At 44.3% G+C, this 13,243-nt stretch carries 11 protein-coding genes; 6 read left to right on the top strand and 5 right to left on the bottom strand.

Annotated elements, in window-relative coordinates; translation table 11 throughout:
- Positions 1-5 precede the first annotated feature (5 nt).
- Positions 6-3,161 (top strand): efflux RND transporter permease subunit, encoded by a 3,156-nt coding sequence (locus BM367_RS11785; RefSeq protein ID WP_092460728.1) that lies wholly within the window; start codon positions 6-8, stop codon positions 3,159-3,161.
- Positions 3,162-3,164: 3 nt separating this feature from the next.
- Here BM367_RS11785 and BM367_RS11780 read toward each other — a convergent pair whose 3' ends face one another.
- Both BM367_RS11780 and BM367_RS11775 read right to left on the bottom strand, forming a co-directional pair.
- Positions 3,165-3,683: a DinB family protein gene (locus BM367_RS11780; RefSeq protein WP_177224220.1), complete on the bottom strand. Its 519-nt coding sequence runs from the start codon at positions 3,681-3,683 to the stop codon at positions 3,165-3,167.
- Positions 3,684-3,732: 49 nt separating this feature from the next.
- Positions 3,733-4,374, bottom strand: a complete 642-nt coding sequence (locus BM367_RS11775) for an NUDIX hydrolase (protein WP_092460725.1) — start codon at positions 4,372-4,374, stop codon at positions 3,733-3,735.
- Between the two features lie 101 nt (positions 4,375-4,475).
- Between BM367_RS11775 and pyrE the strand changes: the two genes are divergently transcribed.
- Complete coding sequence (gene pyrE / locus BM367_RS11770; protein WP_092460723.1) at positions 4,476-5,108, top strand: orotate phosphoribosyltransferase; 633 nt, start codon at positions 4,476-4,478, stop codon at positions 5,106-5,108.
- Positions 5,109-5,115: 7 nt separating this feature from the next.
- On the opposite strand, the gene BM367_RS11765 is transcribed toward pyrE, so the two are convergent.
- Positions 5,116-6,153 carry a LacI family DNA-binding transcriptional regulator gene (locus tag BM367_RS11765; RefSeq protein WP_092460721.1) on the bottom strand — a complete coding sequence of 346 codons (1,038 nt, stop codon included), beginning with the start codon at positions 6,151-6,153 and terminating at the stop codon, positions 5,116-5,118.
- 346 nt (positions 6,154-6,499) lie between these two features.
- Between BM367_RS11765 and BM367_RS11760 the strand changes: the two genes are divergently transcribed.
- The gene (locus BM367_RS11760; protein ID WP_143104023.1) at positions 6,500-6,736 is read left to right on the top strand and encodes a hypothetical protein; all 237 of its coding nucleotides are present in this window, start codon (positions 6,500-6,502) and stop codon (positions 6,734-6,736) included.
- A gap of 11 nt (positions 6,737-6,747) precedes the next feature.
- Here the strand turns inward: BM367_RS11760 and BM367_RS11755 are convergent, their stop codons facing one another.
- On the bottom strand, positions 6,748-9,144 hold the full coding sequence (locus BM367_RS11755; RefSeq protein ID WP_092460718.1) for an alpha-L-rhamnosidase-related protein: 2,397 nt from the start codon (positions 9,142-9,144) through the stop codon (positions 6,748-6,750).
- A 67-nt stretch (positions 9,145-9,211) separates the two neighbouring features.
- Positions 9,212-9,586, bottom strand: coding sequence for a cation transporter (locus BM367_RS11750; protein WP_092460716.1), 375 nt, complete (start codon positions 9,584-9,586; stop codon positions 9,212-9,214).
- Positions 9,587-9,790: 204 nt separating this feature from the next.
- Between BM367_RS11750 and BM367_RS11745 the strand changes: the two genes are divergently transcribed.
- The 3 genes from BM367_RS11745 to BM367_RS11735 are packed head-to-tail and all read left to right on the top strand — an operon-like array spanning position 9,791 to position 13,221.
- Positions 9,791-10,612, top strand: coding sequence for a purine-nucleoside phosphorylase (locus BM367_RS11745; RefSeq protein ID WP_092460715.1), 822 nt, complete (start codon positions 9,791-9,793; stop codon positions 10,610-10,612).
- Positions 10,613-10,623: 11 nt separating this feature from the next.
- Positions 10,624-12,639: a putative porin gene (locus BM367_RS11740; RefSeq protein ID WP_143104022.1), complete on the top strand. Its 2,016-nt coding sequence runs from the start codon at positions 10,624-10,626 to the stop codon at positions 12,637-12,639.
- 33 nt (positions 12,640-12,672) lie between these two features.
- A complete protein-coding gene (locus tag BM367_RS11735) occupies positions 12,673-13,221 on the top strand; it encodes a helix-turn-helix domain-containing protein (RefSeq protein WP_222842634.1) in 549 nt (182 codons plus the stop codon).
- The last annotated feature ends 22 nt before the right edge of the window (positions 13,222-13,243 follow it).

The following is a 13,243-nucleotide window of genomic DNA, read 5'->3' as shown; positions in this document are numbered from 1 at the left end:
CGCATATGTCAAAGTTTATTCGCGGAATTGTAGCATTTTCTCTGAAAAACAGGTTTTTTATTTTTTTCATTACGCTTATTCTTCTTGTTGCTGGCATCATCAGCTTCAAACAGATGCCTATTGAAGCATTTCCGGATGTAACCAATACACAGATTACCATTATCACGCAATGGCCGGGTCGCAGTGCAGAAGAGGTGGAGAAGTTTGTGACGATCCCCATTGAAATTGCCATGAATCCTGTACAGAAAAAAACAAGTTTACGTTCCACCAGCATATTTGGATTGTCAGTTGTTACCATTAACTTCCAGGATCATGTTACGGATCAGGAAGCCCGTATGCAGGTAAATTACTTGCTTCCCAATGCTGATTTGCCCGATGGGGTTACACCTGTAGTACAACCTCCTACCACACCCACTGGCGAAATTTATCGTTATACACTGGAAAGCAAATCTCGTGACCCGCGTGAGTTGAAGACCATTAACGATTGGGTGGTAGATCGGGAATTGCGATCAGTGCCAGGCGTGGCCGATATTGTAAGTTTTGGTGGAATGGTGAAAACCTATGAAGTGCAGGTTAACCCGCAAAAACTTCAAGACCTGGGAATTACGCCGCTGGATGTTTATTCAGCTATTGCACGAAGTAATATCAATATCGGTGGTGATATCATTGAAAAAAACAATCAGGCCTATGTGGTGCGTGGTATTGGCTTGCTGAACGATATTCATGAAATAGAAAATGTGATTGTCACACAAATCAATGGTGTACCCGTACTGGTAAAGGATGTGGCACATGTGGTCATTTCCAATTTGCCGCGATTAGGCGAGGTGGGCAGAACTGATGCCATCGATTCTGCAGGCAATCGAATTATAAAAGATAATCCTGATGCGGTGGAAGGTATTGTACTGATGCGGAGAGGAGAGAATCCGGATGAAGTCATTGCCGGACTTAAACAAAAAATTGCCCAGCTGAATGACCATATTTTACCAGCTGATGTAAAAATTGTGCCGTATTATGATCGGGAAGATCTCATTCATTATGCCACACACACGGTGTTGCATAATATGATTGAAGGCATTTTGCTGGTTACTCTTATTGTTTCCTTGTTCATGTTCAACTGGCGGACTACATTGATTGTAGCCATCATCATTCCGCTATCGTTGTTTTTTGCTTTCATGTGTCTGCGGTTGTTGGGAATGTCGGCCAACCTGTTATCATTGGGTGCTGTTGATTTCGGAATCATCATTGACGGTGCTGTGATTATGGTGGAAGGCATGTTTGTATTACTTGATCACAAAGCAAGTGATATCGGGATGGAAAGATTCAACAAGCTGGCCAAGATGGGAATGATCAAGCGAAGAGGTGGCCAGCTGGGAAAATCCATCTTTTTTGCCAAGCTAATCATTATCATGGCTTTGATACCCATCTTCTCCTTTCAAAAGGTAGAAGGAAAAATGTTTTCACCCTTAGCCTATACCCTTGGCTTTGCTTTATTGGGAGCTTTGTTTTACACACTTACACTTGTACCTGTATTGATTCATTTATTGCTATACAAAAATGTACATGAAAAACGCAACCCTTTTGTAGAACTCACCACACGCTGGGTGATGCGTGCATTCCGGTTTACGTTTCAGCACAGGCGGCCAACGCTTATTATTTCGGCCGTGGTAGTCATCATTGGATTATATGCTTTTCGGTTATTGGGAACAGAATTTTTACCTGAGCTCAACGAAGGCTCACTCTGGATACGGGCGCAGCTGCCCTATAGCGTTTCGTTGCAAAAAGCCGTGGAAGTAGCCAATCAGATGCGTGAAATATTAATTTCCTTTCCTGAAGTAACCAAGGTGGTATCGCAAACAGGAAGGCCAGATGATGGCACAGATGTAACTGGATTTTACAACGTTGAATTTGATGTGGCCCTTAAACCCAAATCCCAATGGCCTTCTCATCTCAGCGAAGATAAATTGATTGCAGACATGCAACAGAGATTGTCTGTTATTCCTGGTGCAGATTTAAACTTTTCCCAACCCATCATGGATAATGTAGAGGAGGCCGTATCGGGCGTAAAAGGATCCATTGTAGTGAAAGTATTTGGTGATTCTTTGGCCTATATGCAAAAAAAATGTGAGCAAATAGCTGATATTCTGAGAACGGTAAGAGGTATTCAGGACGTAGGAGTTATTAAAAATCTGGGACAACCCGAATTGCGCATAGATCTCAATCAACAAAAAATGGCGATGTATGGCGTTACTACACAGGATGCTCAAACAGTTACCGAAATGGCTATTGGCGGAAAAGCCGCATCACAACTTTATGAGGGTGTTGAGCATTTTGATATCCGGGTAAGGTTTCCTGAACAATTTCGCAAAAATGCCGATGATATCGGTAATCTGTTAGTGCCAACCATCAGGGGCACGCAGGTGCCTTTGAAAGAAATTGCCAACATCAGTACTGAAACGGGTCCTTGTCTGATTTTCAGAGATGATCATCAGCGTTATGCTGCAGTAAAGTTTTCCGTAAGAGGAAGGGATATGGGAAGCGCGGTGGCAGAAGCTCAGCAAAAGGTAAACGCAGCCATTCACCTGAAAAAAGGATATACCATGATGTGGCAGGGCGATTTTGAAAATGAACAACGTGCATCCAAACGGCTACGCCAGGTAGTGCCCATCAGTTTGCTGCTTATATTTATTTTGTTGTATTCCATGTTTGGCAATGTCAAAGATGCGGGGCTGGTATTTCTCAATATTCCATTTGCTATTGTGGGCGGAATTGCTGCATTGCTCATCACGCATACCAATTTCAGTATTTCTGCAGGGATTGGATTTATTGCGTTGTTTGGAATTTGTATTCTGACAGGTGTATTGCTGATTGGAGCATTTAAAGAGCGGCTTGACCGATGGGTTCATCAACCAGGTGCCTTGACCCGTTCCATTCGCGAAGGAGTAAGGGCTTATGTAAGGCCTGTGCTGATGACAGCTTTGATGGACATATTAGGACTGTTACCTGCGGCTGTTTCCACAGGTATCGGCTCGGAAAGCTCCCGGCCACTGGCCCGGGTTGTGATAGGCGGACTTATCTTTGCAACTGCATTTTCCCTGCTGGTATTTCCTCTAATCTTTCAGCTGGCCTATCGCAAGGTAGATTTAAGGGAAGAACAACCTTAAATCTTACTTTGTAAGCATCCAGGCAGGTGGCTCATCAGCCGAAGGTCCATATAAACCAGGCACGGAAACATTCAGCAAACGCAAATACACAATCAGTTCGGCCCGGTGATGAATGAGATGATGCAGGCTAAACCACCGGATTACCTGTATGCGCTTCCCTTTCAGAATGATGGTATCACCATTGCGCGTGGCCCAGTCTTGTAATAAATGCTTTTCATCCGTAGCTTGAATGGCTTGCAACACTTGTTGCTTCCATTCAGAAAATGTATGCAATAATGCCGCTTGCGATTCTGGGGGCTCTGGTCGGCGTGGGGGTGCCTGTGCAAAATCAATTTCTGGTTCCTGCAAGATAATCATGATGAATCTTGGCAGCGTGGCTATGTGCGAAGCAAGCTGGCCAAGAGACGCAGATTTTTCATGAGGTTTCCATGAAAAATGAGCTTCCGGTACACGTGCAAGTGCCGTGTGTGTAAGACTGAATTCTCTTTCGAGATCCTGCTGCAGAAGTGTTTTGATATCCATAAGAAAATGAAATAAAAACGTGTAAAAATAATACATTCATTCACGAATTTTATCTGATATACCCTGCACGAAAAAACACATATCGGATGGTTCCGTAGCTATATCGCAGGTATTTGTCGATATGTGCAGGTTTAATCCATTGCGCATCCAGGATATCTTCTTCAATTTGTGGAACCGTTAATTCCGTTCCCGTAAATTTCATCTTAAACCAATGTGTTTTTTTAAGGGTTTGTTCCCTGGTAAATCGGTCGTTGTAAACATGATAGGTGTGGCAAATGAGATGCTCTGTTTCTACATGATACAGGCCCGTTTCTTCACGCACTTCCCTTAAAGCCGTTTGCTGAGGATCATCGCCTTCTTCAATTTTTCCTTTGGGCAAATCCCATTTACCTAACCGAAAAATTAATAACACATCCTGTTGCTCGTTTGTGATCAATCCGCCGGCCGCTTCACGCATCACAAACTTCCGGCTAATATCTTCAAACATTGTTTGTATGTCCTGTGATTGAATGATACAGGCTTCTTTTTCACCTTGCTGCAGTTCCTGAATGGAAGTTTGGATGTTGAGGGATGCATTATTTATCAGATATTTTTCCCATGATGAAGCTGGCAATACAATTTCAGGTATATCAGACAGCTGTTCACATACAATCAAAGGTTTTTCCTGTATCCAGATGATATATGGTTCCATAAGCAATCAAATTCATTTCAAAAATAAAATTTATTCATGGCATGACAGCGTAACGAATGGATGCTTCGTTATTTTCATAAAAATTTAATTAGGTTTGTGGCATGGAGGTTGCACATCAAGTAGCCGAGAAGCTGCTTTTCATCAATGCTGTAAAATTGAGTCCTGATAAGCCTTTTACCTGGGCTTCCGGATGGAAATCGCCGATTTATTGTGACAATCGTCGTATTCTTTCTTTTCCTTACATCCGGGATTACATCAAATCCGAATTAAGCAATCTGATAGATCAGCGTTTCCCGGATGCGGAAATCATTGCAGGGGTGGCCACGGCTGGCATTGCCCATGGTGTGCTGGCAGCAGATTTGCTGAAGCTGAGTTTTGTGTATGTACGCTCTGGCCGGAAAGATCATGGCCTGGGTAATCAGATTGAAGGTTTTTTTCATCCCGGACAAAAAATTGTGGTGGTTGAAGATCTGATATCCACCGGTGGCAGCAGTTTGCAGGCCTGTGAAGTTTTAAAGGCTGCTGGAGGAGATGTAAAAGGTGTAGTTGCTGTATTTGATTACGGATTTGAACATGCACGAAAATCTTTTCAGCAGGCTGGTATTGCTGTGTATGCATTGAGTGATTATGAAGCATTGCTGGAGGTAGCTCTGCAGAAAGGTATGATTCAGCAGGAGCAGTTATCTGTTTTGCAGCAATGGCGGCAATCGCCCGATACCTGGGGACAGGGATGATGCATGTTTAAACAGTGTTTTTTTCCTGCACGTGAAGCACAAGTCGGGGGCTAACTGTAATTCTTCGGGTGGATGCAGGTTTTCCATGTTGTACTTTTTCTTCTATGGCCTGCATCATCAGTTCCATAGCCTTTTGTCCTTGTTCATAGGGAAATTGTTCAAGCGATGCTATGGGGGGATGGGCAACATATTTGTTGATGTGCAGATTGGCAAAACTTACAATGGCTATTTTGTCACTGATTTCAGGACGTTGTTGCCTGAGCTCATGCATGAGTTCGAGAGCGACATAATCATTAAATGCCAGAATAGCTGTGGGTTTTCGCTTGTAATCACACAATTCCCTGAGTGCCTGGGCAGTGCTTGAGGGGCTCAGATCGGTAAACAGGGTCAGATTGGGATCGTATTTCAGCCGGTTTTTTTCCATGGCCATGCGATAGCCCTGCAACCTTTGCAAACTTGCAGGTAGTGATTGAGGCCCGTTGATCAGGGCAATGATGCGATGTCCCTGGCGCAATAAAAAGCGTACGGCTTTCATGGCACCTTCTACCAGATCGGCCTCCACGGCCCATATTTGCGGCATATCGGGCACACAATCAAAAAACACCAGCGGTAACCGTTGTTCCAGCAACCGCTGATAATAATCATACTGTTTCACTTGCTTGGCAATAGACAATATCAAACCATCCACATGATGCCGCTTCATGGTTTCAATAAGCCTTCGTTCTTGCTGCTCATCATCGTGCGACTGACCTATAAGCACGGTATAATCATGCTGAAGAGCCATGTCTTCAATACCTGAAACGGCTTTTGAAAAAAATTCTTCAGCCAGATCGGCCACAATCACTCCCACCGTAAATGTTCTGCGCTTCTGAAAATATATTGCCAGCTGATTGGGTTCATAACCTAATTCGGCCGCTACCTGTTTTACCCGTTCACGTGTATCTTTCCCTATGCTGGGATGATCGTGCAATGCGCGTGATACAGCCGAAGGAGAAATACCTACAATTTTTGCAATTTCTTTGATGGTGGGCATGCGTGATGACATCTGCTTGCACTTTAGGCCTGGCCGAAATTACATATTATCGCCTGTTTCAGAAAAACTGCTCAACTAACCCCATAAAAAGAAAGAACCCGCGAAGGGTTCCTTCTCCCATAACCAATCACAAATGTGTACTCACCAAATAAATGGTACAATCACCAACAGGCAGTCAGTATTGCATAAGCAAATCTAACATAAAAACCTGTTGATGAACCCCTTGTTGTCAAACGTTTGCATACATACATTTTCTATGCGAGGAGGATATTCTCTGATTTTTGTCAAAAAAAACCGGTTTTACCTTGTATTATTTTTGGGTTGTAAATTTGGAGTATATCACCTACATGTTATGACCATGGACACACGTATTACAGTATCCGATGCAAAGCGCTTTCTGCCCATGCTGAAAGATTGTTTTGAAAAAAGATTGCCGGTATCCCTGATTGTGGATGACGGGGGATTATGCAGGGCGGAAGGCTATATTGATAGAATGGATGATACATGCCTCATTCTTGAAGATGGCCAATTGATCCGCATTGAGAAGCTGGCTGCAGTGAATGGCATATTCATTGACAGCTATGCGCAATGTTGATTTGGAATCCTTCAGGGTAGATTGATGGATTGCTGGCCTCCGTGCAGATTCATCCGTATTCCTTTCCATTCCAGATAACCGTTCAATTGCTGAGGCAGAGAAATACTGCCCGTGAGTTTTCCTTTTTTATCCTGGAAAAATTCAACTTGTATAATGCCCTGCGGATGGGGCATAGAAGCCACCAAATGGGTAAGGCTGCCCAGATGGGGTGTGATGGCCACTTTTGCAAATCCCGGGGCGGCGGGTCTTATGCCACATAGGGTTGCCAGAAAATCGTAGGCCGGGCAGGCCGACCAGGCGTGACAGTCCGAGCGAGTGGGCTCAGGCTTTTCGGCAAAGGTGGTAAGGCCAATTTTCAGCATATCCAGCCAGGGACTCAGCTGATTTAAGTAATTATCTGCCAGACCCGCTTTCACCAGGGCCTGTATGAGGTAAAACCGAAAGTAAAAAGTTACCTGATCCAGGGCAGTATCAGTAAGCACTTTTTGCATCACCTGTTTTTGCCATTGGGCAGGAATCACATCGGCCAACACGGCCAGGATGGATGCATGCTGGCTGAATTGTTCCTTTTCAGGTGTATTGGCCATTTCCATGCGTTGCATATCAAAGCAATGCGTGAAAACGCCCTGCGATAGGCGAAAAGCCAGCTGGCTATAATGGGCAGCCTGATGGGTGAAACCAAATGCATCCAACAGATCTGCAGCCTGATGCAGGGTATAAATAAACTGACAGGTGAGAATGGCCGAATGCCCATCGGTAGCGCCAGCAGGTACGCCACCCGGAAAAGTTGCAGCCCAATCCACAAAGCTCCACCAATCCATGGGCCCCAGCATATTGTAGGCCGGATCCACATGAGCTTCATACCAGCTCAAAATGGGTTGTAAACCGGAGAGATAAGATTTCACAAACTCGGTATCAGGCCGCAACATCCAGTAATCATGCAACATGGAAATCCAGAACAGCGAATAGGGGGGAATGATTTGCAGACGATGGCTCGGAAAGCGGCCCTGGGTAAGTCCGTTGGGTGTGCGCGAATCATAAAAATCATGAATAGCCTTGCGCATCAGCCGATCATCGCCCGTATTGTACAGAGAAATCAGCGCTTGTATGCGGGTATCGCCTTCGTATTGCAATTGTTCATAATAAGGGCAATCAAAATAAGTTTCTCCTGCACACAATCTTGCTGTATGCCAGCCTACACGCCAGATTGCCTGAAGGGAAGAATCATTGCTGGCAAAGGTTGCCAACCGATGAAAGGGATATCCAGTATAAATCCCATAAAAATCTTCCAGCGTGAGCGGGTTGCCGGCAGTGGTGATATCCAGCTGAATGTATCGGTAAGCGCGGATCCAGAGCGGGCTGAAACGACGTTCATTGCCTCCATCCGGGTAAAACTCGTCATACAAGCCGAGGATTTCTTTCCCTTTGATTTCATTGCGATTGCCTTTTTGCCCATTGCTATCCACAGCAGCTTCGGCATAGGTAATCCGAATGCTGGCTCCGGCTCCGCCACTCACAAGCAATACAGGATAGGCAACGGTTTCCTGGCCCTGATCCAGAATAATTTTTACTTGTTGATGTGCAGGAATCTGCAGGGGATGCGAAGGCTGGATAAAAGTATCCCGGATGGTGAACTCTTTGCCCTGAGTTGCAGAAAGTCGAATGGCCTGGAGCCGTTGGGGGCGATATTCCATTTGGGGAATAGGCGAAGGCACCAATGTCCATACATTATCGCTACCCACGCCTGCAGGAACGGCTGCTGCCGGCACATCTGCTGCTTGTCGCCAGGCATGATCATCATAGTCTGTTTGTTCCCAACCCCAGGGATAATCAGCTGCCCGGACGGCATCGCCGGGGCCGGTTACCAAATAGGTGTGGAGGCGGGCGGCCGTTTCCGTGGCACAGGGAAGATATGCGGTATCGTGCAATACTTTCCAGCTGCGATTGGTGTTTAGCTTGTCCCAGGCTGTATCATCAGCCTGCAGCAAAAAGCCTGTTCGGGCCGAAATCTGTGCCATAGGAGCATATTCGCCCATATTCCACACCATAGCTGCCAGCACATTTTTACCTTGCTGGAGATAAGGAGCAATATCGTAGGTTTCAACGTTCCAGTTGTAAGTATCGCCACGTGCGGGCCCACGGCCCACATCATGTCCATTCACAAAAAGATGATATCGGTTATCGGCAGTTACATGAATGATTAGCTGAGCAGGAACTGTATCGAGCTGAAAGGTTTTTCTGAAATGAAATACCCCATAGGCCGAAGCCGGAACATCCGGACAACAAATCCAATGCGCCGGCCAGTACTGATGCTTGAACCGTTCATTGAATGGCAGCGATTGGGCAATAGCCTGAAAACTAAGTGCAACCGTTATTCCCGTTAACCAGATCCAGTGTTTGTTAAACATGTGTTCATTTTTTTTCGAACCTTAGATTTTCAAATATCAAAGATGGATGTCAATTATCCAGTTGGTTCTATTTGTTGGCAGGTGGTTTTTGCTGACTGGTTGTGTCTTTGCAGCATGGCGGGAGCAACTGGTATGAATCCGGATTGGCTTTGACTGTATCGGCATCAAAACCAGCATTGGCAATGGCATACTCAATATAAAGCGGATTGGTGCGCTCCGTATAATATCGAACCGTAACAATTTTATTGTACGTATTCACATTTGCGGAAATAATTCCTGGTTCCCGCTTGAGATAATTCAACAATATTTGTTTGCATGCCTCACATTTTTGGATATTGGTTTGAATCCGCACCGTGGCCACAGCCCGCTGAGCCGATGCTGCATGTGAAATCAGCAACAGAGTTAAACCTGCAAGCAGGAAAAGTTTCCGATATAGGTTCATGCTGCATGAATTTGTGTTAAAAGTAATAAAATTTTCTCGACATATAGACCAAAAGCAGCCGAAGATCATGTGAACGCAAGGCATCCACAGGCCACGTGATTGCATGTAAAGCAAAAACAGAAGTTTGCTTTTAGCAAATGGTTTTTCTGTATTTTGCGAAGCCGATTTTGAAACGTTATTCACGACCCATAATACCGGATATCTATGTTATCACTTCGCACACAAATCCAGGAAGCCAGTGCGGCCATTGAGCAGCACATTCCCGATCGCGCATCCATTGCGGTGGTGCTGGGCAGCGGATTGGGAAGTTTTACCCGTCACCTGCAAATCATGCATCGCATGCCTTATGCATCTATTCCGCATTTTCCGGTATCAACCGTAGAAGGACATTCTGGTGAATTGATCCTGGGAAATATTTCCGGGAAAAACGTCTGGGTGCTTTCGGGCAGATTTCATTATTATGAAGGATATTCCATGCAGGAAGTTACTTTTCCTGTTCGGGTGATGAAGTATTTAGGTGTTTCACATCTGTTGTTGTCCAATGCCGCTGGTGGATTAAATCCGCAATTCAAGGTTGGAGATCTGATGGTGATTACCGATCACATCAATCTGCAACCCGAACATCCTTTGCGTGGAAAAAATGATGATAGCCTGGGGCCGCGTTTTCCGGATATGAGTGAACCTTATTCCCAGGAGTTGATTGCAAAAGCTTTTCATATCGCTGCACAAAGAAATATTTTGTTGCGCAAGGGAGTGTATGTAGGTGTGCAGGGGCCAAGTTTTGAAACCCGTGCGGAGTATCGATTTTTGCACAGAATAGGTGGTGATGCCGTTGGTATGAGTACTGTGCCCGAAACTATTGTGGCTGTACATATGGGCATGAAAGTATTTGCCATGAGTGTGATAACCGATATTGGTATCCGGGAAGAAAACAATATGATCAGCCATGAAGAGGTGCTGGCAGCAGCACGAGCCTCAGAACCTACGATGAGCAGCATCTTTATTGAACTGATCAAAAGTATCTGACATTGTTATCCGTGCAACACAGAAGAATAAAGCGACTGATAGAAACAGGTTGCATATTGCTTCTGATCATGTGCGGATATGCGCATGTATATGCACAATTGCCCCGGATTGGTGCTATGGGTGCAATGGGCAGATCCACAACCGGCGGTTCAGATTCCTTTCATCTTGAACATCGTGTGAATGATACCATTCTCCTGTACTATCATTACCTGAATGATGTGGTGCCACATTACCTGGACTCATCCATCAATAACTTTTACAAGTATTTTCCGTTGCGATCTTCTGATGCATATCTGGGAAATATTGGCAACCCAGGTTATGATTTGATTTTTCATCCCGTACTGAAAGCCGGATGGGATGCGGGTTTTCATGCATTGGATCTTTATAGTTTTCCTATTGATAGCGCCCGTTTTTATCAGACCACAGGTCCTTATACCGAATTACGTTATCTCGTAGGGCCCAAACAGGAACAGGTGATTGATGTGTTTCATACACAAAATCACAAACGCAATTTCAATATCTCGGGGCATTATCGGAAAATCAATTCTCCCGGTTATTTCCGCAATCAAAATACAAATGATGACAACTATGCCATTACTGCCAGGTTTGATTCCCGAAAACAACGTTACCATGCTTATGCAGCTGTAATTGGCAACAATGAACAAACCGGAGAGAATGGAGGTATTGTAAATGATGCTGATCTGAAAGATCCAATTCACAGCGATCGGCAAACAATAGCTACTTTCCTGGGAGGCAATAATGCGTCGAGTGGTTTTTCATTCTTTACGACATCCATCCCCGTAAAAACAGAATATAAGGAAAAAGATTTTTTGTTTTCACATGAATATGATTGGGGCAGGGGAGACTCGGTGAAAATTAACGATACCACGGTGATGTATCGTTTTTATCCCATTTTTCGGATTCAGCATACTTTTCTTTTTGAACATCTTACTGAACAATATCGAGATACCATTGTCCAGAATGACACACTTGATGCATATTTTTACCGGATACATTATCCCCTGATTTCGAATCCGCAGGATAGCAGCATCGTGGCATGGCATGACTGGAAGCGAATCAGCAATGATTTATCGCTGGTGCAGTTTCCATTTCCCAAAAATCAAAATCAATTTCTTCGCGAAGGCATTACTGATGAATGGATTACGGGTACGGATCTTTCAGGGAAGCAACATTTGCACAATATTTTCGGACATGTAGAATATCGCAATAAAACACGTAACCAGAAATGGGACATGCGGTTGTATGGTGCACTGTATCTGGCAGGAGATTATTTCGGCAATTATCATGCGCTGGCATCTCTGAGCAGATATGTAAGCCGAAAACTGGGATATGTGGAATTGCATGCAGAAAATATCAACCGAACACCTTCAGCAATTTATCAACGCTTTGTGTCGAACAGGTTTGCTATCATCAATCCCGGACTGAATAAAGAAAATATTACCCTGTTGCAGGCTGCAGCAGTGAATCCGGCCCTGCATTATGCGCTGGATGTAAAATATTATTTGTTCACCAACTATACTTATCTGAAAAATTTTTATCAAAGCGATCAGTACCATTCGCCGTTTACCCTGTTGCAGGTACATTTTCAGAAAGATTTCCGTGTGAATCATTTTCATCTGCATACGGATGCAGCCTATCAGCAAATTACCGGAAATCCACCTCTGGCCCTACCGGCAGTGTGGACATGGGAACGGCTGACGTATGAAAACTATTTGTTTAACTACCATTTGCAAATTTGTACAGGCATTGAAATAAAATACAATACACCTTTTGATGCACCGGATTATTCGCCACTGCTTGGACAATTTGTATATCAAAACCAGCAACGCATCCGCAACTCGCCAGAAATAGCTGCACTGCTGCATTTCAGGATTCGTTCGTTTGTGGGTTACATTCGTGCAGAAAGGTTAAATAGTTTTATCTTTAATCCCAATTTTGCTGCTCCGCATTATCCTTATCCGGATTTCGGTGTGCGGATCGGCGTGAAATGGGGATTAATCAACTGAGCAATGGCTACCACAGTATTATACATCAAAAACATGGTTTGTGACAGATGTGTGAAAGTGGTAACACAGGTCCTGCAGCAGCTTCATCTGCCCGTGGTTTCGGTGAGCCTCGGCAATGCTGTGATTGGAAGAGAGCTTACGACAGAAGAAAAAGATGAGTTAAATAAATTATTGCAACAGGAAGGTTTTGCACTGATTGAAGATAAAAAAATCCGTCTGCTGGAAGCCATCAAACATGCAGCCATAGACTGGGTGCAGCATGGGAAAATGAAAACAATGCCTGTCAATTTTTCCACTTTCCTGAGTGAAACCCTGCAAAAAGATTATCATTATCTCAGCAATCTGTTTTCCGAACATGAAAACATTACCATTGAACAATATGTGATGTTGCAAAAAATTGAAAAGGTAAAGGAATTGCTTTCGTATGGTGAAATGTCGCTCAGTGAAATTGCAGAAGAATTGGGCTACAGCAGCGTGGCACATTTATCGGGGCAGTTCAAACGGATGACCGGATTTACGCCTACGCAATTCCGAAAATTAAAAGATCATCATCGCAAGCCATTGGATCGGGTAGGAAAATAATTCCACAAATATTTAAATCCCT

This window comes from Thermoflavifilum thermophilum, from assembly GCF_900116565.1.
GTDB lineage: Bacteria > Bacteroidota > Bacteroidia > Chitinophagales > Chitinophagaceae > Thermoflavifilum > Thermoflavifilum thermophilum.
This window is presented reverse-complemented; position numbering and strand designations above follow the sequence as displayed.